Genomic DNA, 23,539 nt, shown 5'->3' on the forward strand with positions numbered 1-23,539 from the left:
GAAGATGGGTGCGGATAGTCGATATCCACAGGAAATGAAAGGGGTTTGTGCCGTTTGCCGGGCCGATGTCAGGTCTGGATCAGGGTCACGTTGGACAGATCAAACGAGTCGAGCCCGTTCAAATGGGCCAGTTCCGAACCGTCCGCATAAAGCACAAGCGCGCCCGGATCACCGCCGATGGTGATGACCGGCGCAGGCCCGTCGCCGTCAAAATAGATTTCGATGGAATCTTCGCCAACGGTAAAGTCCGCGATGATCGCCGCCGCCGAAGACCCGGCGGTCAGGGCAAAGGTGTCGTTCCCGCCGCCGCCGTGCAGTTGGTCGAAGGCGCCCCCGATCACGACGTCGTCGCCAAGTCCGCCGTTCACGAAATCCATTTCCTGGGTGGTCGTATCGCGGCCGTCCACGATGTCGTTCCCGGTTCCACCGAACATCTGGTCAAACCCGTCGCCGCCGATCAGCGTGTCATCGCCCAGGTTGCCCATCAGGTTGTCATTTCCGGCGCCGCCGTCGAGGAAATCGTCGCCATCGCCGGATGTCAGATCATCGGACCCACCCTCGCCATAGATCAGGTCGTCGTCGATATGACCGAACAGGTCGTCGTCGCCGTCGCCGCCCGTGATGGTGTCCCCGTTGCGACCGCCGTGAAGGTCGTCGTTGCCTGTGCCGCCGTCAACCGTGTCGGACCCGTCGGCGCCATCGACATAGTCGTCGCCATCCCCGCCAAGCAGGCTGTCGTCGCCGTCCCCGCCGCTGATCGTGTCATCCCCACCCGCACCGTCGACGAAATCGTCACCATCGCGCGCGTCGATGATTTCTCCGTCGTCGGTTCCAGTCAGTACGTCGTCGTCGTCGGTTCCTTCGATCATGGGCAGCATCGCCATCCCAACAAAGGCCACGCCCAAAAATGCAAGCAATGCAATCATAAGACCAACTCACCCATTGCGGTGTATCACAATGCACACCGGCGAAAGACTACCCCCGTTGCGACTGTTCTACCTCAAATTCTGTCCAAAAGGGTTAACGGCGCAGCATTCAGGCCGACCAATGCATTGGTTGGGTGTCATAGCCGATATATAGGGGGTGCTTGGGGTGCCCGGCCTTGGTCAGCCCAAGCGAAAACAGCGGCCGGTTCGTGGCCCGCAGCAGGGCTTCTACCGCCGCGCCGCGATCAAGGTGGTCGCCGTGCGCGCCCCAGGCGCAGATAATCCGGTCGTGATCGTTCCGGATCCAATCGGCCGCGCTGTCTTGGATCGCATCATCGTTCCCTGGCCCGATCGGGTCCGGCGCTGCGCGCATCTTGCGTGGGTCAGTGTCGCGCCAGGCGAAGATATTGGTCACCCGGAACGATCCAAACCCTAGCGTTCGGGCCCGCCGTTCACAGCGTTCCACGGTCGGATCGTTCTGAACCTCCGTCGCGGTGGACGGGTTCAGCATCACGAACAGCGCCCGCCCGCCATCGGCATCCCAGGTTCGGGTCAGGCTATAGCGGTAGCGTTCGCAGGGTGAATAGACGGCGACCGAATGCGCGTCGCCCTTCTGGTGGGTTCGGGTAATCATTGTGCGACACTATCGGCCTGCCGTCCCGCCGCAAGGCTGGATTGGTCGGTTTGTGCTTTTCATGGCTGTGCCCGCTGCTTAGATCAGACCCGACCAAGGAGGCCCGCGATGATCGACCTGATCATTTTTGATTGTGATGGCGTGCTGATCGACAGCGAAGTTCTGTCCGCCGACGCCATTATCGAAGAACTGGCCAAGGTCGGGATCGCGATCGACCGCGCCTATGTTCGCGAAAACTTCCTTGGCCGCAGTTGGCCCACGGTGGCCGCTACGATCCGCAGGGAGCACGCAATCCCGCTGCCCCAGGATTTCGAACAGCGCTATCGCGATATCCTTTTGGAGCGTTTCAAGACCGATTTGAAACCGACCGAGGGCGTCGCGGACCTTCTGCGGTCGCTGGACATACCCTATTGCGTGGCAACCTCGTCCAGCCCGACGCGTGTCGAACGGTCTTTGTCGATGACGGGACTGTCCAGGTTCTTCGACGAGCGCGTATTTACCGCGTCGCAGGTCGAACGCGGCAAGCCCGCGCCGGACCTTTTTCTGTTGGCAGCCGAGACTTTGGGGGTCGATCCCGCCCGGGCGCTGGTAATCGAGGACAGCCTGCCGGGGCTTCAGGCTGCGCGCGCTGCGGGGATGCGGATGCTGGCCTATTGTGGCGGCACGCATATGGCCGGACAGCCGCCCGCCGCAGAGTTTCCCGTCCGCTCCTTTGACAAATGGGAAGATTTACCGCACCTCATAGAAGAGATGATTAAACGAGGTGAGGCCCAGTGAGCGTCGGACGCTTTACCCCTGAAACAACCCGGTTGGATGATGCTGCCCGCGCCGGGTGGCTTTATTATGTCGCAGGCAACACGCAGGACGAGATTGCCCGAAAGCTGGGGGTCAGCCGACAATCGGCGCAGCGCCTTGTGGCGACGGCGGTGTCTGAACGGCTGGTGAAGGTGCGGATGGATCACCCCATCGCCTTGTGCATGGACCTTTCGGGCGCTTTGCGGGACCGGTTCGGGATCGACTTTTGCGAGGTGGTTCCCTCTGACCCGGATGCGCCGGGCCTGTTGACGGGGGTTGCGATTGCGGCGGCTGCCGAGATTGAACGGGTTCTCAAGCGGGAGGAACCACAGATCGTGGCACTGGGCACTGGCCGCGCGTTGAAAGCCACCGTGGAACAGGTGGGTCGGATGTCCTGCCCGGACCACAAGATCGTATCGCGGCTGGGCAACGTCATGGAGGACGGCGCCGCGACCGCGTATAACGCGACGATCCGGCTGGCCGAAAGGGTCGGCGCGCCGCATTACCCCTATCCGCTCCCAGTGCTTGCCGCCGATCCCGAAGAATTGGCCCGCCAGCACGCGCAGGCCGCGGTGCGCAATACGGTTGCCCTCGCGCAGCGGGCCGACCTGACTTTGGTGGGCATCGGCCAGATGGACAACACCGCGCCGATGTTCGTCGATGGCTTTCTGACGCCGCAACAGCACGCGGAACTTCTGGCGGCAGGAGCAGTCGGAGAGATCACATCCTGGGTCTATGACGCAGAGGGACGGGTCATTGAGCATGATGTGACGGCGCGGGTCACCTCTGTACCGTTCCCTCTTGCACCGGGTCACAGGGCGATCGGGGTTGCCGTCGGGGCGTCCAAGGTGCCTGCGATCATCGCCGCGCTACGGGGCGGGTTGATCAATGGTTTGATCACGAACGAAGCGACCGCCGAAGCGATCCTGGCGAAATCGGTCTGAATTAACTCCAAGAAATTCAACGCTATGGAAGGTCTTTTCGGGCGCCCGAAAGGCCCCCCTTGACACGACTCGGTCTTTTAATGAGTATTTGCCCACTGACTTAGCAAATGCCCAAGTCGGGCATATGGGAGGAAATATGACCAAGACATTCCGCGCCCTTCTGGGCGCCACCGCGCTGTGTTCCGTTGGTGCGATCGCCTCGGCCGAGACGATCACCATCGCCACCGTGAACAACGGCGACATGATCCGCATGCAGGGTTACACCGACCAGTTCACCGCACAGACCGGAATCGAGGTCGAGTGGGTGACGCTGGAAGAGAACACTCTGCGTCAGCGTGTAACCACCGACATCACCACCAACGGCGGCCAGTTCGACATCATGACCATCGGCATGTACGAAGCCCCGATCTGGGGGGCGAACGGCTGGCTGATCGCTCTTGATGATCTGAGCGAAGAATACGACGTCGATGACATCCTGCCGGCAATGGCCGGGGGTCTGTCGCACGACGGCACGCTCTACGCGGCCCCGTTCTATGGCGAATCTTCGATGGTCATGTATCGCACCGACCTGATGGAAGCTGCCGGCCTTGAAATGCCCGCGTCCCCGACCTGGGAATTCATTGCAGAAGCCGCTGCCGCGATGACCGACCGCGACAACGACATCAACGGCATCTGCCTGCGCGGCAAGGCCGGTTGGGGTGAGGGCGGTGCCTTCATCAACGCCATGGCAAACTCTTTCGGCGCCCGTGTCGTCGACGAGAACTGGGTCGCACAGCTTGACAGCGAAGCCTGGGCCAACACCCTGAACTTCTACAAGAACATGATGGACGCGTCCGGCCCGACCGGCTATGCCACCAACGGCTTTAACGAAAACCTGTCGCTGTTCAACCAGGGCAAGTGCGGCATGTGGATTGACGCCACCGTTGCTGCATCTTTCGTGACCAACCCCAATGACTCGGAAGTTGCGGACAGCGTTGGTTTTGCTTTGGCCCCGAACACCGGCCTTGGCAAGAACGGCAACTGGCTCTGGGCTTGGGCGCTTGCCATCCCGGCGGGCACCCAGCAGGAAGCAGCCGCCAAGCAGTTCATCGAATGGGCCACCTCGAAAGAGTATATCGAGCTGGTTGCTGCCAATGAAGGCTGGGCCAACGTGCCTCCGGGTGCGCGTCAGTCTCTCTATGACAATCCTGAGTATCAGGCCGTGCCGTTCGCGCAGATGACCTTGGACTCGATCCTGTCGGCTGACCCGAACAACCCGACCGTGGACCCTGTTCCCTACACCGGCATCCAGTTCATGGCCATCCCCGAGTTCGCCGGCTTCTGGACCGAAGTGAGCCAGGAATTCTCTGCCGCCTACGCAGGTCAGCAGACGGTAGAGGAGGCACTCGCCAAGGGCCAGGCCATCGTCAACGAAGCTCTCGAAGGCGCAGGTTACCAGTAAGCAGTCCTGACTGCAGAGGGGCGGCATATCCCGCCGCCCCTCACCCATGTTTCCATTTTTCACTTTTCAGGCGACCATCACGCCCGGCCGGAATGTGCGGTCAGGCAACGGAGGAGAAGCATCCCATGGCAACCAAGGCGTCCCGATCCGCGGCCCGCATGATGATGGCCCCGGCTGTTGTCCTGCTGCTTGGCTGGATGCTGGTCCCCCTCATCATGACTTTGTGGTTCTCGTTCCGAACCTATCTGCCGCTACGTGGTGGCGACCAGGGCTGGACCGGGTTCGACAACTACATTCGCTTCGTCAGTTCCAGTTCGTTCTGGCCCGCGGTCCAGACGACACTCGTCATCGTCCTGGGCGTTCTGATTATTACTGTCGTGCTGGGGATCCTGATCGCGATGTTGCTGGATCAGCCGATCTGGGGACAGGGCGTTGTCCGTATCCTTGTGATTGCTCCGTTCTTCGTCATGCCCACCGTTTCGGCACTGGTCTGGAAGAACATGTTCATGGACCCGGTGAATGGCCTTTTCGCACATCTGTGGCGGTTCTTCGGGGCTGATCCGGTCAGTTGGCTGTCGGATGCCGCTACGCCTTCGATCATCCTGATCGTCAGCTGGCAGTGGCTGCCGTTTGCCACGCTGATCCTCTTGACCGCGATCCAGTCTCTGGACAGCGAACAACTGGAAGCGGCCGAGATGGACGGTGCACCGCAGCTGAAGCGCTTCTTCTACATCATCCTGCCGCACCTTGCCCGCGCGATTACAATCGTGATCCTGATCCAAACAATCTTTCTTCTGGCCGTCTTCGCCGAGATTTTCGTGACCACAGGTGGTGCCTTTGGGACTCGCACCTTGTCCTACCTGATCTTCCAACGCGTGCTGGAAAGCCAGAACATCGGTTTGGGGTCCGCCGGTGGCGTCTATGCCATCATCCTTGCAAACATCGTCGCGATCTTCCTGATGCGGATCGTCGGCAAGAACCTGGACAACTGATCATGGCCCGTGCTGTTACCCCCCGCCGCAAGGCACTCAACACCACCGTTGCCTGGGGCATCGGATTGCTCATCTTCTTCCCGATCCTGTGGACGATTCTGACCTCTTTCAAGACCGAGGCGCAGGCGATCGCAAACCCGCCGATCTTCCTTGGTTTTGACTGGACACTGGAAAACTATGGCGTGGTGATGGAACGCTCGAATTATGCGCGTTTCCTGTGGAACTCGATCCTCATCGCGGGGGGATCGACGATCCTGGGCCTCATCGTCGCGGTCCCTGCCGCATGGTCGATGGCTTTCGTTCCGTCGAAGCGGACAAAGGACATCCTGCTCTGGATGCTGTCGACCAAGATGTTGCCAGCCGTTGGTGTGCTCTACCCGATCTACCTGCTTTGCATCAAACTTGGGGTGCTCGACAACCGGGCGGCACTGGTCGTTATCCTGATGCTGATCAACCTGCCGATCATCGTCTGGATGCTTTACACCTACTTCCGCGAAATTCCCGGCGAGATCCTTGAAGCCGCGCGAATGGACGGAGCGACCCTCAAGGAAGAAGTGCTCTACATCCTGACGCCCATGGCGATCCCCGGCATCGCGTCGACCCTTTTGCTGAACTTCATCCTGGCCTGGAACGAAGCGTTCTGGACGCTGAACCTGACTGCAGTCGACGCCGCGCCGCTGACGGCCTTCATCGCCAGCTACTCCAGCCCCGAGGGCCTATTCTTCGCGAAACTCAGCGCGGCCTCGACCATGGCCATCGCACCGATCCTGATCCTTGGCTGGTTCAGCCAGAAACAACTTGTCCGCGGCCTGACCTTCGGCGCGGTTAAATAAGAGGACCTGACATGGGACGCATTACACTTGAAAAAGTGACCAAGAGATTCGGCGATGTGCAGGTCATCCCGCCGCTAGACCTTGAAATCAACGATGGGGAGTTCGTGGTTTTCGTCGGGCCTTCGGGCTGCGGGAAATCGACCCTGCTGCGACTGATCGCCGGGCTGGAAGATGTCACCTCGGGCACGATCAGCATTGACGGCAACGACGCGACCTCCGTTCCCCCGGCAAAGCGGGGGCTGGCGATGGTGTTCCAGTCCTACGCGCTATACCCGCATATGACGGTGCGCAAGAACATCGCCTTCCCTATGCGGATGGCGGGGCTGGATCAGGCGGAACAGAACCGGCGGATCGAAAGCGCGGCCAAGGCACTGAACCTGACCGACTACCTTGATCGCCGGCCCGGCCAGCTTTCGGGTGGGCAGCGGCAGCGGGTCGCCATTGGCCGCGCCATTGTCCGGGAACCGGCTGCCTTCCTGTTCGACGAACCCCTGTCCAACCTTGATGCCGCGCTGCGCGTTGGGATGCGGTTGGAAATCTCGGAACTGCACAACCGGCTTGCGACCACCATGGTCTATGTGACCCACGACCAGGTCGAAGCGATGACGATGGCCGACAAGATCGTCGTGCTGCGGGCAGGTAATATCGAACAGGTCGGCAGCCCGCTGGAACTGTATCGTGAACCGCGCAACACCTTTGTCGCCGGTTTCATCGGCAGCCCGAAGATGAACCTGATCGAAGGGGCCGAAGCGGCAAAGCATGACGCGACCACAATCGGCGTGCGGCCTGAACATATCTCTGTTTCCGCGACCGAAGGGCTGTGGGAAGGGACCGTCGGCGTGTCCGAACACCTTGGGTCCGATACTTTCTTCCACGTGCATGGCACCGGACTTGCCGATGCGATGACGGTCCGCGCGGAAGGCGAGGTGCACATGCGTCATGGCGACAAGATTTTTCTGACCCCGGACCCGGAGAAGATCCATCGCTTCGACCAGAACGGGCTGCGCATCGGATGAAACGGCTGGACGGCAAGACGGCGCTGATCACCGGATCCGCGCGGGGGATCGGGCTTGAGTTTGCCCGGGCCTATGTTGCCGAGGGCGCGCGCGTCGCGATCTGCGACATCAACCTCGGCGCGGCACAGGCGGCCGCGACCGAACTGGGTGATGCGGCCATGGCCGTCCATCTGGACGTGACCGATCAGGCCTCCATCGACACCTGCGTCGCGGCAGTGGAAACTGCATTCGGCGGCATCGATATCCTGATCAACAACGCTGCGCTGTTCACCGCGGCCCCGATTGTCGAGATCAAGCGCCCCGACTACGACCGGGTGTTTTCGGTCAACGTGGCCGGAACCCTGTTCATGATGAAGGCAGTGGCAAAGGGCATGATCGCGCGGCAGCGCGGCGGCAAGATCATCAACATGGCCTCCCAGGCCGGGCGGCGGGGCGAAAGCCTCGTCGCCGTATATTGCGCGACCAAGGCGGCGGTCATCTCCATGACCCAATCCGCGGGCCTGAACCTGATCGAACATGGCATCAACGTGAACGCCATCGCCCCCGGCGTTGTCGACGGGGACCATTGGGACGGTGTCGATGCCTTCTTTGCCAAATACGAAGGCAAGGCCCCCGGCCAGAAGAGAAAAGAAGTCGGCGAAGCCGTGCCATTCGGGCGGATGGGCCGCGCCGATGACCTGACCGGAATGGCCATCTTCCTTGCCTCGAAAGAGGCCGACTACATCGTCGCCCAGACCTACAACGTCGACGGCGGAAACTGGATGAGCTGATGAAAGACTACGGTGGAAGCGAGGCCCGCATGAAACTCTGCAACGCGACACTGGGCCAATTGCCCGACGGGATCGACCGGCCCCGCTATGATCGTTCCGCGCTGACCGCCGGGATTGTCCATATCGGGCTTGGCAATTTCCACCGCGCCCATCAGTCGTGGTATCTGCACCGGCTGATGCAGCAGGGGGTGGCTCTGGACTGGGCCATCGTCGGCGCCGGGGTCCGCCCCTATGACGAAGCGATGCGCCAACGGCTTGCCGCGCAGGATTACCTGACCACGCTGATCGAACTGGACCCGTCAGGCCAGTCTGCCGAGGTCGTGGGATCGATGATCGACTATGTCCCGATCGTCGAAGGAAACGGCCCGCTGATCGACCGGATGTCGCAAGCCGATATTCGCATCGTGGCGCTGACCGTGACCGAGGGCGGCTACTACATTGATCCCGTGACCAAGGGGTTCGATGCGGCGCATCCTGATATCGTGCATGACGCGGCCAATCCGGACAGCCCCCGGACCGCCTTTGGCGCGATGGTGGCCGCGCTGCGCCGCCGCCGCGACGCGGGCACCGGCCCCTTCACTGGTCAAAGCTGTGACAATCTTCAGGGCAACGGCGCGATCCTGCGGCAGACCATCGTGTCACTCGCCCGGCTGAGCGATCCGGCGCTTGCCGATTGGATCGACGCGAACTGCAGTTTCCCCAACTCGATGGTCGATTGCATCGTGCCCGCCACCGGCCCAAAGGAACTGGACCTCGTCCGGGGTCTCGGGATCGAGGATGACGCCCCCGTCACCCACGAGAATTTCCGCCAATGGGTGATCGAGGATGATTTCTGCGCGGGCCGCCCGGATTGGGACAAGGCCGGGGCGACCTTCTCGGATCATGTGCACGACTACGAGACGATGAAGATCCGCATCCTGAACGCGGGCCATCAGGTGATCGCCAACCCCGGAGAGATCCTTTCGGTGGAAACCATCGCGGGCTGCATGGCGCATCCGCTGATCGGCGGGCTGTTCCGCAAGGTCGAAATGGAGTCGATCGTTCCCCATGTCCGGCCCGTGCCCGGCATGACGCCCGAAAGCTATGTTGATCTGATCGCGCGGCGGTTCTCCAACCCGTCCATCGTCGATACGACGCGCCGGGTCGCCTTTGACGGATCGTCGCGCCACACAGGATTCCTGCTGCCGCTGGTGCGTAGCGGACTTGCTGCGGGCGTTTCAATCGACGGGCTTGCCCTGGTCGAGGCCCTTTGGGCACGCATGTGCGAAGGGACGCGGGAAGACGGTAGCCGGATCGAGCCGAACGACCCCTTCTGGGACGCCCTGCACGCCAAGGCGACCGAGGCCAAGACCCGCCCCGCCGCATGGCTGGAACAGACGACGATCTACGGTGACCTTGCCGAGAGCGAGGTCTTCGCATCGGCTTTCACCCGCCACCTGTCCACGATCTGGGCGGAAGGGACCGAGGCCGCGATCCGCGCCTATCTGGGATAATCCGCGCCCGGCAGGCGCCGGGCCAGCCGATCCATCAGGCGGGGGTGCAGCGCCCCACCGGCGACAACCCCGTCGACCTTGGGAACGGGGTTGTTGAACCGCAGGGCATTGCCGGACCTGTCCGTGGCCCAGCCGCCTGCTTCTTCGATGATCAGGCTTCCGGCGGCGATGTCCCATTCCCAACTGGGGCGCAGGGTCAGCATCGCATCGAACCTGCCGTTGGCCACAAGACACAGACGATAGGCCAGTGACGACCGGAAACTGCGCTTGAAGTCCGGCGGTGTGCCGTCCTTCCAATGTTCCGGCGCGAGGTTTGGCCGGGTGGCCAGGACATCCGCCGATTCAATGGAACTCTGCGTTGAAACCTTGATGGCCAACCCGTTCCGGGTGGCCCCGCCGCCCCGAAAGGCAGCGAACATTTCATCCCGAACCGGCATGTAAACTGCCGCTGCCGTGACCCGCCTGTTCCGAACCACCGCCAGCGAATGCCCCCAATCCTTGCTGCCCTCGATAAAGGCGCGGGTTCCGTCAATCGGGTCGACGATGAACAGCGTGTCGGAATAGAGCCGCGCGCCATCGTCCTCGGTCTCTTCCGACAGCCAGCCATAGTCGGGACGCGCCGCGCACAGGTGTTCCCGCAACATGCGGTCAACGGCCAGATCGGCCTCGGTCACCGGGCCAGCGTTGTCGTCCTTTTCCCAGATCTCCGGATCGGACCGGAAATGACGCATTGCGATGTCGCCTGCCACGCGTGCTGCGCTGACCAGCAGATCAAGATCACTCTCCGGCAAGCGTCATCCCTTCGACCAGAAGCGAGGGAACGACCCGGCTCAGGTGTGGGCGGGCGTCATTGGCGGGGATGATCCGCAGCAGCATTTCCCGCAGGTTGCCGGCGATGGTGCATTCATTGACCGGATAGGCGATCTGGCCGTTTTCCACCCAGAAGCCCGATGCCCCGCGCGAATAGTCGCCGGTGTTGGGGTTGATGGTGGACCCGATCATCGAAGTGACCAATAGGCCGGTTCCCATATCCGCCAGGAGGTCCGCGCGCGACTTGTCCCCTTGGGTCAGGGCCACGTTCGTCACGGTCGGGGAGGGTGGGCCGGAGGTGCCGCGCGCCGCATTCGCAGTGCTGTCCATCCCCAGCTTGCGGGCCGTGGCAAGGTCGAGCGTCCACCCCGTCAGCACCCCGTCATCGACAATCGCCCGCCGGGTGGTGGGCAGCCCTTCGGCATCAAACAGGCGCGAGGCAGAGGCGCGGGGGCGGTGCGGATCTTCGATCAGTGACAGCCCCTTGGGAAGCACCTGTTCGCCCAAGGCATCGCGCAGCCAGCTTGATCCCCGCGCAATCATCGTGCCGTTGATCGCCTGCAACAGGTGCCCGACCAGCGAATTCGCGATCCGCTCATCAAACAGAACCGGATAGCTGCCGGTCTTGGGCCGTCGCGGGTTCATCCGCTCGACCGCCCTTTGCCCGGCGCTTTGGCCAATGTCTTCGGGGCTGCGCAGGTCGGCCTGAAAAATGCGGCTGTCAAAATCGTAGTCGCGTTCCATTCCGGTTCCGCTGCCGCTGATCGCGACGCAGGACAGACCCCGGTCGGACCGTTCGTAGCCCGCCGAAAACCCGTTTGACGCGGACAGATGCACCCGGCGGCGACCATAGCCGGCAGAGGCCGACTGCACCTGGGTGACCCCGTCAACGGCGCGCGCGGCGGCCTCTGCCCGCGCCGCGTCTTCCTGAAGCGTCGCGGGGTCCGGTTCCTCGGACGGATCGAACAGCTCAAGGCGCGCGGTATCCAGATCGGTCGCCAATTGGTCCGGGTCCGCGAGGCCAGAGTGGATATCCTCGGGCGCTTCACGGGCCATGGTGACGGCGCGTTCTGCCATCTGGGCGATGGTTTCGGGCCGCACGTCAGAGGCGGACACAACTGCCTGCCGCTTGCCCAGAAGAACCCGCAGGCCCAACTCGATCCCCTCGGACCGCTCTGCCTGCTCCAGCACCCCGTTGCGAACGTCGATGTTGATCGACGTGCCATCGACGGCAAGCGCATCAGCGCTGTCGGCGCCGGCCTTTCGGGCCGCTGTCAGAAGCTGGTCGGTCAGATCGGCAAGGGAACGGGTCATCGGCAATGTCCTTTCGTCGCGTCAGACCTAGTGCCTGCCCGCCCTGCCTGCAAGGTTCAGCGCAACCGCTGGCCGTTGACGATCACATGCCCCTCTGCATTGATCTCGACCTCGCTGCGATAGCTGTCGTCGCCCACCATGTCGGTGACCATGCCCAGACCCATGCGGGCGCCAAAGGCATCGTCCTGTGTCATAACACCCATCGACACAAGGGTTTCGATCAATCCTTCGATACCTGACGCCTCGAAATCTGCCCGACCTTCCGGGCGGGGCAACCCGTCAAAGCTTTCCATGTCGCTGTTGTCAAAGGTGAAGGCTCCGGACCCGGTGGTTTCGGTCCCGGCCCCGGTCATGATGAACCGTGACAGGGTCAGGGACAGCAATTCAGGTTCAGGAAGCCGCGAGACATCGCCCATGAATTGCCGGAAGTCCAAAAGGTCGACGCGGTTCAGGACCGTGCCGCTCAGGTCGATACCGAAAGTGGCGGGATCACGGGGGATCGCCTTGGCCGGATCGAACAGGGCCCACAGGCCCGCGCCCATTCGCAAACCTTCGGCATTGATCCGCAGGTCGAAGTCTTGCGGACTGTCCCGCCCGCTGACCGGAACGTCGATATGGACGCTGGCCGCTGCTGCCTCGAATGCAATGTCGACCGGTAGGTCAAGGTCGTTTTCACCCCTCATCATGATCGCCGTATCGGCTCCGGTCAGGTCGTAGATCAACCGATCCGCGTCCAGCGCCAGTCTGTTTTCGGTTCTGCCGGACCAGCGTTCTTCCTCGGAAAACGGTTGCCCGTACAGGAAGACTCGGGTGGAGTAGCTGTTGCTTTCCATGACGCTCGTCATGTCAAACAGCAGGCCCGCCCGAAGCGCCGCCGCGACGTCTAGCAGGTCGAACCCATCGGCGGGCAGACGGATTTCAAACTGACTGTTGGATGCGCCCACCTCGCCGGCCACGACCCCGGTGACATCCGGGCCCATTGCCATCTGTATGTCGAAAGTTGCGGGCGTGGCTGTCGATTGCCCGGCGATTGTCAACAGCGGCCCTTCTGTGACGCGGTATGAAAAATCCATGCCTCCACCCGCAAGGTCAAAGTCGAAACGGATCGGCCCCTCGTCTTCCGACGCGACCTGGAAATATCCGGACATGTCACTGGACATCTGCGCGCCATAGGAAATGTCCCCGGGATCGCCGCTGGCCGTGGTGACCGAAGCGGCGGTTTCCAACCCGACCTCGACAGATGCGCGTTCACCGTCAATCAGCATATCCAGCACATAGGATTGGGTCGTGGGATAAATGATCTGGACGGTGCCGTCGCCCTGTTCGATCATCGCATATCCCGGTGTGGTCAGCGTGACCTGCCCAATGCCTTCAGGGAGGGTCCAGTCAATCTGCACCCCGTCGACCGTCAGGGTTTCACCCGTGCGGGAGAGGGTCGCGTCCAGACTGCCGCCGGTCGCCCGCGCCTGCGCTTGCAAATTCGCCCAGACGTCATCCGCGGTCACATCTGCAAGGGCAGGGGACGCGAGCATCAGGGCAGAGGGAAGCACAAGACAAAGACAAGACCGGCAGGACATGACTGGAAACCTTCAAAAGTGGAAAAGCCCGCCCGGATCTGCATCAGGGCGGGCCGCAGTGTTTGGGACAGGGTTACTGGATGCGCTGTCCGTTCACGAGGACATGCGCCTCGGAGTTGACTTCGAGGGTCGAGGTCAGGTGGTCGTCGCCTACGACATTGGCAAACATCCCCATCATCATGCGGAAGCCCATGACCTGATCCTCGGGCATGTAGCCCATGGCGACCAGCGTATCCATCAGCCCGTTGATCCCCTTGGCTTCGAGGTCCAGTTTGCCTTCAGGGCGCGGCATTCCGCCAAAGGTCATCATGTCGCTGTTGTCGAAGTCAAAGCTGCCCTGTCCGGTCACCATGGCCCCGGCAATCGCCAGGTTCAGCTTGTTCAGGGTCAGCGAATGCAATTCGCCGGGAACCTCGGCGTTTTCCATCGCCATCGCCTGTTCCGGATCAAGGATGTCAAAGAACAGCTTTGTGGTGCCTGTCAGGTCGATCTGCGCTGTGGCCGGATCGTGCGGCAGCATGCTGCCCGGGTCCAGCATCATCCAGATCATGTCGTTCACCGCCAGATCGGTCAGGTTGATCGACATGGCAAAGGGCGCAGGCTCTTCCGTCCGGGTCAGCGGCATGTCGATGCTGGCACCATATTCCGTGAGGGCAAGATCGACCGGGAAGGGAACCTGTCCGCCCATGACGTTGACCGCAACATCCTTGGCCCCGAAGCTCATGCCGAAATTGTCAATGTCCATGGATAGGGCAAAGCTGCTGTCCATAGAGGTGGTGGCGATGTTCGTCGTGCCGGAATAATCCGTCACGGCCATGATGAAATTCGACGACCCGGCGGTGTAGTCGAGGTTCGTCGCAAACCCCATCATGAACATCTCTTCGGGGCGCGTCGGGTCATAGTCCATGGGCATCGTCGATCCGCCGGACAGCGCCATATTCGTTACCTGCCCGGACAGGTCGAAGTTCTCTGAACCGTCCTGCGCGGCGAGAAGGATATCGAAAGAGGCAGCCGTCATCTCGACATCGGTCGTGCGCATGCCGTCGGCTTCGGTCACCATCTGCCGCGACGACACATCGTTCATGTTGGCCTGAAGCGTCAGAGGCATGGGTTCGCCGCCTTCCAGCGCTTCATCAACGGTGATCGAATAGCGGTCGGCGCTGGTGTCGTATTGCATCGCGTCGGGGGTGCCAGAGACATTCATCTTGGCCCCGGCGGTCCGAATGGTCAGGACGATACGGTCGGTATCGACTTCGCCGGTGGGGTTGATGGTCATCGGCGTGACCTCGGGCATGACAACCGTCACGGTTCCGTCGCCGTTCTCGGTCAGGGTGATGTCATCGAAATTGGCCGAAACGGTCATTTCTTCGTTGACCATGTTCATTGACAGCCCGCTGATCGTCAGCACGCCACCCGAATAGGTTTGCGACCCGACCGAAATGCCGTCCTGACCGTAGACCTCCATCTGCGCCATCCAGTTGGCCCAGACCTCTTCCGCGGTGACATCGGCCATGGCCGATGTGCCCATCAGAAGGGCGGCAACACATGCGGAACTACGGATGAAATGATTTGGTGACATGGGGTAATCCTTTCCAATCTCTGTTGGACAAAGGTTCCTCTGCCTTGCTCCCGGGGTCAAGGTGGGGAATTCTGGACCCGGCCGCCCGAACCGGCCCGGACTGAAGCAACGGAGAAGTCACCCATGACCCTTGATGGAAAGATTGTCGCCATCACCGGCGCCAGCCGCGGTATCGGAGAGGCCGCCGCGCTTGCCTTTGCCGCAAGGGGGGCAAAGGTGGCGCTTCTTGCCCGCAGCACGGCAGCGATCGAATCGCTTGCCGCGCGGATCGGACCTTCGGCGCTGGCCATCCCCTGCGATGTGGCCGATCGGTCGGCGGTAAATCGCGCAGTGGACCAAACAGTTGAACGGTTTGGTGGCCTCAACATCCTGATCGGCAATGCCGGGATGATCGACCCCATGGCACCCATCGCCGACGCGGACCCGGACCAGTGGTCCCGCACGATTGATGTGAACCTCAAGGGTGTCTTCTACGGAATGCAGGCGGCCCTGCCGGTGATGCTGAAGGCCGGGGCCGGAACAATCCTGACCGTGTCGTCGGGGGCCGCCCATAGCCCCGTCGACAACTGGTCTGCCTACTGCGCGTCAAAGGCCGGGGCCTACATGCTGACCCGATCCTTGCACAAGGAATACGGGGCGCAGGGAATTCGCGCATTGGGTCTGTCGCCGGGTACCGTCGCCACGCAGATGCAGCGTGAGATCAAGGAGTCTGGCCTTGGTCCGGTCGCAAAACTGGATTGGTCCGAACATATCCCGCCCGAGTGGGCGGCCGAGGCGCTGGTCTGGATGTGCGGGGCCGAGGCCGATGGGTGGCTGGGCGATGACGTGTCCCTGCGTGACCCGGATATTCGGCGGAAGGTCGGTGTCGCATGATCCGGCTGGACAAGGACGGTGACCTTTGGGTTGCCAAGATCAACCGGCCGGACAAGGCCAATTCGCTGACCCGCGCAATGCTGGGCGACCTTGCCGATATCGCGGAGGAGGCGCAGGCGGCCAAGGTCCTGATTCTGACCGGCGCGGGCAAGGTGTTCAGTGCCGGGGCCGATTTGGACGAGGCCCGGGCCGGGTTGGCAACCGATCCGGTGTGGGAACGGTTGTCGGGCGCCATCGCCGCCTTGCCGGGCCTCACCATCGCCGCGCTGAATGGCACCCTAGCGGGCGGGGCATTCGGAATGACCCTCGCCTGCGATCTTCGGATCGCGGTTGCCGGGGCAAAGTTCTTCTACCCGGTCATGAAGCTGGGCTTTCTTCCGCAACCGTCAGACCCGGCCCGAATGGCGGCGCTTGTCGGACCGGCGCGGGCCAAACTGCTGCTGATGGGTGGGCAGAAGATTGATGCTGAAACAGCGCTGTCCTTCGGGTTGATCGACCGGATTGCCGACGACCCGCTGGCCGAGGCGCGGATCATCGCAACCGACGCCCTCGCCGCCGATCCGGTCCATATTGCGAGCATAAAAAGGTTGATCCAGCGCTAGCGTCGGCCGCCTGGCGTGCGCGACAGGAACCCCGGCGGGCGCTTGCGGACCCAACCGATGAAACGGGCCAACCGGGGATGTTCGCGCAGGGCCTCGGGCGTGTTGTAGTCGCGGGCCAATTCCGCCTCGGACAGGCTGGCATGTATTTCCTTGTGGCAGATGTGGTGTAACAGCACCGTCTCGCCCCCTTTGCCACCTTTCAACCGGGGCACGAGGTGGTGGCGGGATTGCGCAACACCTTCGGGAATAGGACGGCCGCACAGGGCGCAAATCGGGTCTGGCGTGGTCACGGGCTTGTCCTGACATGCGGGAACAGGCATGGAGGATGGCACGAATAGCTTGGTTGGCAAGTGGTGGGTGACCGATGATCGAACAGCTTCAGCAATATGCGATGGACGGGTGGGAGATCGCCAAGGCATGGCTTCTGTCGCCTGCGGCATGGTCGCAATTCGGGCTTTTGGTGGCGGCCTATGTGGCGGCGGTTCTGGTCAACAAGCACGTGACGCCGCAGGTCGAACGCATCCTGACGCCGAAGGACGATGACACTTCGATCATCGCCAAGGCGCGCCGCTTTGTCCTTATGTTCCTGCCGCTGGTCTTGCCGCTCGCGGCCTATGCGTTCACCGCAATCGGCGAAAGCGTCACCCGGTCGCTGTTTGGGTCCGGCGCGGTCATCGCCTTTGGCAAGCGGGTGTTCCTGTTCCTTGCGATCCGGGCCTTTGCCCGCGACATGCTATCGGACCCGTTTTTGCGGTTCCTTGGGCGTTACGTCCTGATTCCGGCTGGCGCGGCCTATGCGCTTGGGCTGTGGCCCTTCGTGACGGAGAAGCTGGAATCAACCGTTGTTCCACTTGGCAACCTGTCATTTGATCTTTGGTGGCTTTCGAAGTTTATCGTTGTCGGCGGCATCATCTTCTGGTTCGGGCGCTGGTCGAACGAACAATCGACCCAGATCTTGAAGCAACAGGAAGACATGCGGCCGGCGACCCGGCAACTGGCCATCAAGGCGGCAGAAATTGCGATCTTTGGCGCGGCCTTCCTTGTCCTGATGAATATCATGGGGGTCAGCCTCACCTCGCTTGCCGTTCTTGGCGGGGCCGTCGGTGTCGGGATCGGGTTCGGCCTGCAGCAGATCGCGTCGAACTTCATTTCGGGCATTATCCTTCTGCTCGAAGGGCAGGCGACGGTTGGCGATTACGTGGAACTTGATGGGGGCGAAGCCGGGACCATCGTCAAGATGACCATGCGGGTCACGATCCTTGAGACGTTTGATGGCCGCTGGATCGTCGTTCCGAACGAGCATTTCATCACGACACGGGTTGTCAACTATTCCGATCAGGGGTCTGCCAACCGCTACGAGGTGGAATTCTCGGTCTCCTACGACACCGATATCAACAAGGTGCCGGACATCATCGAAGCGGCAGTGGCCAAGCACCCCGCCGTCCTGACCGAACCTGATGCGCCCGATTGCGAACTGCGTGGGTTTGGGGATAGTGGCATCGACTTTGCAATCGAGTTCTGGGTCAACGGAATCGACGATGGCCGCAACAAATACACCAGCCAGATCCGGTTCATCGTCTGGAACGCGCTGAAAGACGCCGGAATCGAAATTCCCTATCCGCATCGTGTTGTCGAATTCCGGGGCGCTGTCCCGGACATGCCGAAGACCTCGTGACTCAGGGACTTGTGATCGGTGCGGGCCCCGCCGGTCTGGCCGCGGCCGAGGAGATGGCCAAGGCAGGGATGCGGGTCACGGTGACCGAGGCAATGCCCTCTGTCGCCCGAAAATTCCTGATGGCCGGGAAATCGGGACTGAACCTGACCAAATCTGAACCGATGGACCAGTTCATCGCCGCCTACGGGGTGATTGATCTGGCGATGATCCCAATCCTGCGATCCTTCGGGCCAGAACAGGTAATCGAGTTCGCCGAAAGTCTCGGGCAAGAGGTTTTCGTCGGTTCGACGGGCCGGGTCTTTCCGAGGGTCATGAAGGCGTCGCCGCTATTGCGGGCATGGCTGCGGCGGCTGGCCGATCTTGGAGTAGACCTGCGGACACGGTGGCGCTGGACCGGCTTTGACGGTGTGGCGCTGCGGTTCGACACTCCCGACGGTCCGGTGCAGCTGACGCCAGACGCAACGGTTTTGGCATTGGGCGGCGCAAGCTGGGCGCGGCTTGGATCACGGGGGGATTGGATTGAGCACTTGCCAGAGGGGTCCGTTGCCCCCTTCGCCCCGGCGAACATGGGGTTCATGGTGGAGTGGTCGGCACATATGGAACCGTTTTTCGGGGCGCCGGTGAAGGGCTGTGCCCTTCATGCCGGTCACGTGGTTGAACGGGGTGAGTTCGTCGTTTCAGCGAGGGGTATTGAAGGCGGTGGTATCTACGCGGTGTCGCGCGCTGTGCGTGACGGGGCCGATCTTTTCCTCGATCTCTGCCCCGATCTGACGGTCGCAGAGGTTCGGGCCGGTCTGGCACGTGCGCGCGGCAAGTCAAGCCTGTCAAATCACCTCCGCAAGGTGCTTGGGCTTCAGGGCGTGAAACTGGCCCTTCTCAACGAATTCGGGCGCCCGTTTCCCGATGACTTTGCCCCCGTGATCAAGGCGCTGACCCTGCGCCTTGACGGTCCCCGCCCCATGGACGAAGCGATCTCGACCGCGGGCGGTGTCCGGTTTTCGGCCCTGACCGAAGGGTTGATGCTGAAGAATCGCCCCGGCGTGTTCTGCGCGGGTGAAATGCTTGATTGGGAGGCTCCGACCGGGGGCTATCTGATCACCGGCTGCCTTGCCACCGGGCGCTGGGCCGGGCGGGCGGCGGCGGCTCATGCAGGGGCCTCTCTTGCCGATGCATCGGGCGGCGCATAGGTTGTCGCCCATGCCCACCGGGAAGGAGCTGACCGTGACAGCAACAGCGCGTGCCGACCATCGACGCCGGATGCTAATCTTGGTCTGTTGCGGCTGACATCATGGCACGGTCCCTGACACTTGCGGCCTTTCTGGCGCTGCGCGGGTCCGGCGAACGGACGGGCCGGGGCGGCGCAGATTGGCCCGATCGCCCGGCCGGTCGTGTGATCTGGTTTCGCCTGCAGCGGGCGGATCGTATCCCCGCCGCGGTCGCCCTTGCCGAAGCGATCCGTGCGGACGGCGACCCTTTCGCCTTTGTCGCGACCCTTCCCAGGGGAGAGGTCATTCAGGATGATGGAAGCCCGTCCCACATGCTGTTCCTCGAGGAACCCGCTCCGACGCCGGCGGGGGTGGCGCGGTTCATCGATCATTGGGCGCCCGATACACTCGTTTGGGTGGGTGGGGCGCTTGAACCTGGTCTGATTGTCGAAACCGATGATCGGATTGCACGGCGTCTTCTGCTGGATGCCCGCGATCAAAGCCTGGGCATGGGGATCGGGTCGTGGTGGTTTTCGCGGATCGCGGGGCCGGTTCTTGACCGGTTCGATCACATTCTTGCCGTCGATGCGGAAACCCGAAACCGGCTTGCCCGACTGACATCTGACAAGGGCGACCGGATCGAGGTCACAGGGCGGCTTGATGAAGGCGCGCCAATTCTCTCTTGCCGAGAGGATGACAGGGCCGATCTTGCCGCGGCCCTTGGGACCCGGCCGGTCTGGGTCGCGGCGTCAGCGACGCTGGCGGAGGTCAACCAGATCGCCGCCGCGCATCGTCAGGCCGCCCGCCGGGCGCACAGGTTGATGCTGGTGTTCGATGCCCGCCATCCCGAAGAAGGGGCCGAGATTGCGGAACGCTTCGAGGCGATGAGGTTTCAGGTCGTGCGCCGCAGCACCGGTGTCGACCTGACAGAGGGCACCCAAATTCTGGTGGCTGACGATGGGCCTGAACTTGGCCTTTGGTATCGGCTGGCCCCCATCGCCTATATGGGCAACACGCTTGTCGGTGGTGGCAGCCCGGATCCGTTTGCGGCGGCGGCGCTTGGATCGGCAACTATCCACGGCCCCCTGACAACGCCCCACCCCGGCCGTTTTGCGCAGTTGGATGCCGTGGGCGCGACCCGGGCCATTCGAACTGCGGAAGAGTTGGGACAGGCGGTGGAAACGCTTCTTGCCCCGGACAAGGCCGCCCTTGTCGCCCATGCGGCTTGGGAGGTGATTTCAAGCGGGGCCGGTGCCACAAACCGGGCCGCCCGGCTGATCGCCAGAGACTTGCCAGAGGAGGCCGCATGAAAACGCCGCTGTTCTGGTTCAGGCCACTGCACAGGCCCGGGCTATGGCCACGGGTGCTGGCGCCGCTTGGATGGCTTTATGGTTGGGCAACCGCACGGCGGTTGCGGCGCGGGCCGGGATACCGGGCCGGGGTTCCAGTCATTTGCATCGGAAACCTGAACGCGGGCGGCACGGGAAAGACGCCGACCACAATCGCCCTTGCACAACGACTAACCGGCTGGGGGCTGGCCGTGCACGTTGTGTCGCGCGGTCATGGCGGCCGGTTGGAAGGGCCGGTTCGGGTCGACGAACGCGGGCACAAGGCCGCCGACGTGGGGGACGAACCGCTCTTGCTGGCGGCCTTCACACCTACATGGATTGCGCGGGACCGCGCGGCGGGAATACGCGCCGCCGAGGACGCGGGCGCCGACGTGATCCTGATGGATGACGGGTTTCAGAACCCGGCGGTTCAAAAGGATCTGTCCATCATCGTCGTCGACGCACGAAAAGGGTTTGGCAACGGGCGATGCATTCCGGCGGGACCACTGCGCGAACCGGTGGCCGTCGGGCTGTCCCGGGGGGATTTGCTTCTGACCATTGGCAGCCCGTCAGATCAGGCCGGATTTCGCGACCGCTGTGGCAGCGCGGTTCCCGTGGCCATGCCGCATGTGACCGGCGCGTTGCGCCCATTGCAAACCGGGATGCATTGGCAGGGGATGCGCGTCCTCGCCTTTGCCGGGATCGGCCACCCCGAAAAATTCTTTGCCACTCTGCGCGACCTTGGGGCCGAGGTTATCCGGGCCGAGGCCCTGACCGATCACCAGCCCCTGACCGAAGCCCTGATGACCCGGCTGGAGGTCGAGGGGAAGGCCCGCGTGGCGCAACTTGTCACCACGGAAAAAGACGCGGTCCGTTTGCCCGACAGTTTTCGCCCCAAGGTGCTAAGCCTGCCGGTCCGGCTTGAACTGGACGATTGGTCGGCGCTTGATGCCGCGCTGGGCCAAATCGGGCTGACCCCCAAGACCTAGTCGTCCAGAAGGGCCTGATGTTCCCCCAGCTTGGGCGAGGCGTCGGCCAGCGACAACTGTGCCCCGGAAAAGGTGATCGGCGTCCGGACGCCCGGCAAGCCGTCCGGGGTGATTTGCATTCCCCGGTGCACGATCTGCGGATCGGCAAAGACCTCTCCCATGTCATTGATCGGCCCGGCGGGCACGCCAGCACCTTCACATCCGGCCAATAGCTCTGCCTTGGTCCAGCCCCGGGTTCTGACCATCAGCAGATCAATCAGGGCCGCCCGGTTTTCAAGGCGATCCGCGTTGGTCGCATAGGCCGGGTCGGTGGCGAGTTCAGGGCATCCCAACAACGAGCAAAGCTTGGCAAACTGCCCGTCATTGCCAACCGCGATGATGATGAACCCGTCCGAGCAATCGAACACCTGATAAGGCACGATGTTCGGGTGGGCGTTGCCCATGCGCATCGGCGGCGTGCCTGTGGACAGGTAGTTCATCGCCTGGTTCGCAGTGATCGAGGTCGCGACATCGAACAGTGACATGTCGATGTGCTGCCCCTTGCCGGTCTGTCCACGTTGATGCAGCGCGGCAAGGATGGCCGTGGCAGCATAGACCCCGGTGAAGATATCGGTGATCGCGACGCCGACCTTTTGCGGTTGGCCATCTGGTTCCCCGGTGATCGACATTAGCCCGGACATGCCCTGAATGATGTAATCGTATCCGGCCCGGTGGGCATAGGGGCCATCCTGACCGAACCCGGTGACCGAACAGTAGATCAGGCCGGGGTTGGTGGCGGAGAGACTGGCGAAGTCCAGACCATACTTGGACAGACCGCCAACCTTGAAATTCTCGATCACGACGTCGGCGTCAGCCACCAGCCTGCGCACCTGTTCCTGCCCTTCAGAGGTGCGGAAATCGACGCAGACGGATTTCTTGCCGCGATTGCAACAGTGGAAATAGGCGGCCGACTTGTCGCCGTCCCGTTCGATGAACGGAGGTCCCCAGGTTCGGGTGTCATCCCCCGCAGGGCTTTCGACCTTGATGACCTCGGCCCCCAGATCGGCAAGGGTCTGGCCAGCCCAAGGGCCGGCCAGAATCCGTGCCAGTTCGACGACCTTCAGGCCAGCAAGCGGGGTCATTCTGCGGGCAGGGCTGCGTCGATCGCGGCGGCAAAATCGGCATAGTTGGTCAGCCGCTGCCGTTCTCCGTTGATGAAGACCGTGGGCGTGCCGGTGATGTCGTCAGCCTCTGCATTCGCTTCGCTGGTGGCAAGGATCTCTTGCGCCAGTTCGGCATCGGTAAAACAGGCATCCAGATCGTCGGCGCTGTAGCCTGCGGCAAGACCGATCTTCTGCAACTCGTCCGCGATGGTCACAGGGTCGCCGGAGGACAGCCAGGTTTCCTGATTGTCGAACAGCAGGTCACTGACCCCGAAATAGCGCATCGGATCGCCGCAGCGCGCCAGCATCCCGGCCCAGATATCCACCCGGTTGCGGACCAGTTCGCGGTAGATGAAGCGGACTTTCCCGGTCTGGATGTAGTCGGTGTTCATCTGTTTGAAGAAATCCGCATGAAAGCTTGCGCAATGCGGGCAGGTGAACGACCCGTATTCCAGAACAGTCACCGGGGCGTCTTCAGCACCCATCGTCATTTCGATCACGCGCGATGCAGGCGCTTCCTCTGCTTCCTGGGCAAAGCTGGGGAGGGTGCCCAGCGCGAAAACGGCTGCGGTACTGGCAAGAAGGGTGCGACGGTTCATGG

Annotated in this window: 23 protein-coding genes; 14 read left to right on the forward strand and 9 right to left on the reverse strand. The window is 62.4% G+C overall.

The window, feature by feature from the left end:
- Positions 1-68: 68 nt before the first annotated feature.
- The gene (locus U3648_RS04565) at positions 69-869 is read right to left on the reverse strand and encodes a calcium-binding protein (RefSeq protein ID WP_420858056.1); all 801 of its coding nucleotides are present in this window, start codon (positions 867-869) and stop codon (positions 69-71) included.
- A gap of 166 nt (positions 870-1,035) precedes the next feature.
- Positions 1,036-1,560: a DUF1643 domain-containing protein gene (locus U3648_RS04570; protein ID WP_420858057.1), complete on the reverse strand. Its 525-nt coding sequence runs from the start codon at positions 1,558-1,560 to the stop codon at positions 1,036-1,038.
- Between the two features lie 108 nt (positions 1,561-1,668).
- On the opposite strand from U3648_RS04570, the gene U3648_RS04575 reads away from it, so the two are divergent.
- The 8 genes from U3648_RS04575 to U3648_RS04610 all read left to right on the forward strand — a co-directional run bounded on the left by U3648_RS04575 (position 1,669) and on the right by U3648_RS04610 (position 9,844).
- Positions 1,669-2,337, forward strand: coding sequence for an HAD family hydrolase (locus U3648_RS04575; protein WP_420858058.1), 669 nt, complete (start codon positions 1,669-1,671; stop codon positions 2,335-2,337).
- Positions 2,334-3,299 (forward strand): sugar-binding transcriptional regulator, encoded by a 966-nt coding sequence (locus tag U3648_RS04580; RefSeq protein WP_420858059.1) that lies wholly within the window; start codon positions 2,334-2,336, stop codon positions 3,297-3,299. The genes U3648_RS04575 and U3648_RS04580 overlap by 4 nt, the downstream gene beginning before the upstream one ends.
- A gap of 136 nt (positions 3,300-3,435) precedes the next feature.
- Entirely contained in the window at positions 3,436-4,740 is a 1,305-nt protein-coding gene (locus tag U3648_RS04585) for an ABC transporter substrate-binding protein (protein WP_420858060.1), read from the forward strand.
- Positions 4,741-4,865: 125 nt separating this feature from the next.
- Complete coding sequence (locus U3648_RS04590) at positions 4,866-5,732, forward strand: carbohydrate ABC transporter permease (protein ID WP_420858061.1); 867 nt, start codon at positions 4,866-4,868, stop codon at positions 5,730-5,732.
- Positions 5,733-5,734: 2 nt separating this feature from the next.
- The gene (locus U3648_RS04595) at positions 5,735-6,565 is read left to right on the forward strand and encodes a carbohydrate ABC transporter permease (protein ID WP_420858062.1); all 831 of its coding nucleotides are present in this window, start codon (positions 5,735-5,737) and stop codon (positions 6,563-6,565) included.
- A gap of 11 nt (positions 6,566-6,576) precedes the next feature.
- Positions 6,577-7,581, forward strand: coding sequence for an ABC transporter ATP-binding protein (locus U3648_RS04600; RefSeq protein WP_420858063.1), 1,005 nt, complete (start codon positions 6,577-6,579; stop codon positions 7,579-7,581).
- Positions 7,578-8,351 (forward strand): L-iditol 2-dehydrogenase, encoded by a 774-nt coding sequence (locus U3648_RS04605; RefSeq protein ID WP_420858064.1) that lies wholly within the window; start codon positions 7,578-7,580, stop codon positions 8,349-8,351. Before U3648_RS04600 ends, U3648_RS04605 begins: the two co-directional genes overlap by 4 nt.
- Positions 8,351-9,844: a mannitol dehydrogenase family protein gene (locus tag U3648_RS04610; RefSeq protein WP_420858065.1), complete on the forward strand. Its 1,494-nt coding sequence runs from the start codon at positions 8,351-8,353 to the stop codon at positions 9,842-9,844. The genes U3648_RS04605 and U3648_RS04610 overlap by 1 nt, the downstream gene beginning before the upstream one ends.
- Here U3648_RS04610 and U3648_RS04615 read toward each other — a convergent pair.
- From U3648_RS04615 to U3648_RS04630, 4 genes are all read right to left on the reverse strand, one after another.
- A complete protein-coding gene (locus tag U3648_RS04615) occupies positions 9,832-10,635 on the reverse strand; it encodes an inositol monophosphatase family protein (protein WP_420858066.1) in 804 nt (267 codons plus the stop codon). The two genes, U3648_RS04610 and U3648_RS04615, sit on opposite strands and share 13 nt — an antisense overlap.
- Positions 10,622-11,968 carry a TldD/PmbA family protein gene (locus U3648_RS04620; RefSeq protein WP_420858067.1) on the reverse strand — a complete coding sequence of 449 codons (1,347 nt, stop codon included), beginning with the start codon at positions 11,966-11,968 and terminating at the stop codon, positions 10,622-10,624. The genes U3648_RS04615 and U3648_RS04620 overlap by 14 nt, the downstream gene beginning before the upstream one ends.
- A gap of 56 nt (positions 11,969-12,024) precedes the next feature.
- Entirely contained in the window at positions 12,025-13,500 is a 1,476-nt protein-coding gene (locus U3648_RS04625; RefSeq protein ID WP_420858068.1) for a DUF2125 domain-containing protein, read from the reverse strand.
- Positions 13,501-13,618: 118 nt separating this feature from the next.
- Complete coding sequence (locus tag U3648_RS04630) at positions 13,619-15,124, reverse strand: DUF2125 domain-containing protein (RefSeq protein ID WP_420858069.1); 1,506 nt, start codon at positions 15,122-15,124, stop codon at positions 13,619-13,621.
- A gap of 123 nt (positions 15,125-15,247) precedes the next feature.
- Between U3648_RS04630 and U3648_RS04635 the strand changes: the two genes are divergently transcribed.
- Both U3648_RS04635 and U3648_RS04640 read left to right on the forward strand, forming a co-directional pair.
- On the forward strand, positions 15,248-15,997 hold the full coding sequence (locus U3648_RS04635; protein WP_420858070.1) for an SDR family oxidoreductase: 750 nt from the start codon (positions 15,248-15,250) through the stop codon (positions 15,995-15,997).
- Positions 15,994-16,599: an enoyl-CoA hydratase/isomerase family protein gene (locus U3648_RS04640; RefSeq protein ID WP_420858071.1), complete on the forward strand. Its 606-nt coding sequence runs from the start codon at positions 15,994-15,996 to the stop codon at positions 16,597-16,599. The genes U3648_RS04635 and U3648_RS04640 overlap by 4 nt, the downstream gene beginning before the upstream one ends.
- Here U3648_RS04640 and U3648_RS04645 read toward each other — a convergent pair.
- A complete protein-coding gene (locus tag U3648_RS04645) occupies positions 16,596-16,919 on the reverse strand; it encodes an HNH endonuclease (RefSeq protein WP_420858072.1) in 324 nt (107 codons plus the stop codon). The genes U3648_RS04640 and U3648_RS04645 overlap by 4 nt on opposite strands.
- Before the next feature lie 44 nt (positions 16,920-16,963).
- On the opposite strand from U3648_RS04645, the gene U3648_RS04650 reads away from it, so the two are divergent.
- From U3648_RS04650 to lpxK, 4 genes are all read left to right on the forward strand, one after another.
- Complete coding sequence (locus tag U3648_RS04650) at positions 16,964-18,274, forward strand: mechanosensitive ion channel family protein (protein WP_420858073.1); 1,311 nt, start codon at positions 16,964-16,966, stop codon at positions 18,272-18,274.
- The gene (locus U3648_RS04655) at positions 18,271-19,461 is read left to right on the forward strand and encodes a TIGR03862 family flavoprotein (protein ID WP_420858074.1); all 1,191 of its coding nucleotides are present in this window, start codon (positions 18,271-18,273) and stop codon (positions 19,459-19,461) included. Before U3648_RS04650 ends, U3648_RS04655 begins: the two co-directional genes overlap by 4 nt.
- Before the next feature lie 101 nt (positions 19,462-19,562).
- Positions 19,563-20,789 carry a 3-deoxy-D-manno-octulosonic acid transferase gene (locus U3648_RS04660; protein ID WP_420858075.1) on the forward strand — a complete coding sequence of 409 codons (1,227 nt, stop codon included), beginning with the start codon at positions 19,563-19,565 and terminating at the stop codon, positions 20,787-20,789.
- Positions 20,786-21,796, forward strand: a complete 1,011-nt coding sequence (gene lpxK / locus U3648_RS04665) for a tetraacyldisaccharide 4'-kinase (RefSeq protein WP_420858076.1) — start codon at positions 20,786-20,788, stop codon at positions 21,794-21,796. The genes U3648_RS04660 and lpxK overlap by 4 nt, the downstream gene beginning before the upstream one ends.
- On the opposite strand, the gene U3648_RS04670 is transcribed toward lpxK, so the two are convergent.
- Positions 21,793-22,917, reverse strand: a complete 1,125-nt coding sequence (locus U3648_RS04670) for a CaiB/BaiF CoA transferase family protein (protein ID WP_420858077.1) — start codon at positions 22,915-22,917, stop codon at positions 21,793-21,795. The genes lpxK and U3648_RS04670 overlap by 4 nt on opposite strands.
- Positions 22,914-23,537: a thioredoxin domain-containing protein gene (locus tag U3648_RS04675; protein WP_420858078.1), complete on the reverse strand. Its 624-nt coding sequence runs from the start codon at positions 23,535-23,537 to the stop codon at positions 22,914-22,916. Before U3648_RS04675 ends, U3648_RS04670 begins: the two co-directional genes overlap by 4 nt.
- Between the last annotated feature and the right edge of the window lie 2 nt (positions 23,538-23,539).

Origin of the sequence: Marivivens marinus (genome assembly GCF_035969385.1) — a bacterium.
In the GTDB taxonomy this organism is placed as follows: Bacteria; Pseudomonadota; Alphaproteobacteria; order Rhodobacterales; family Rhodobacteraceae; genus SELP01.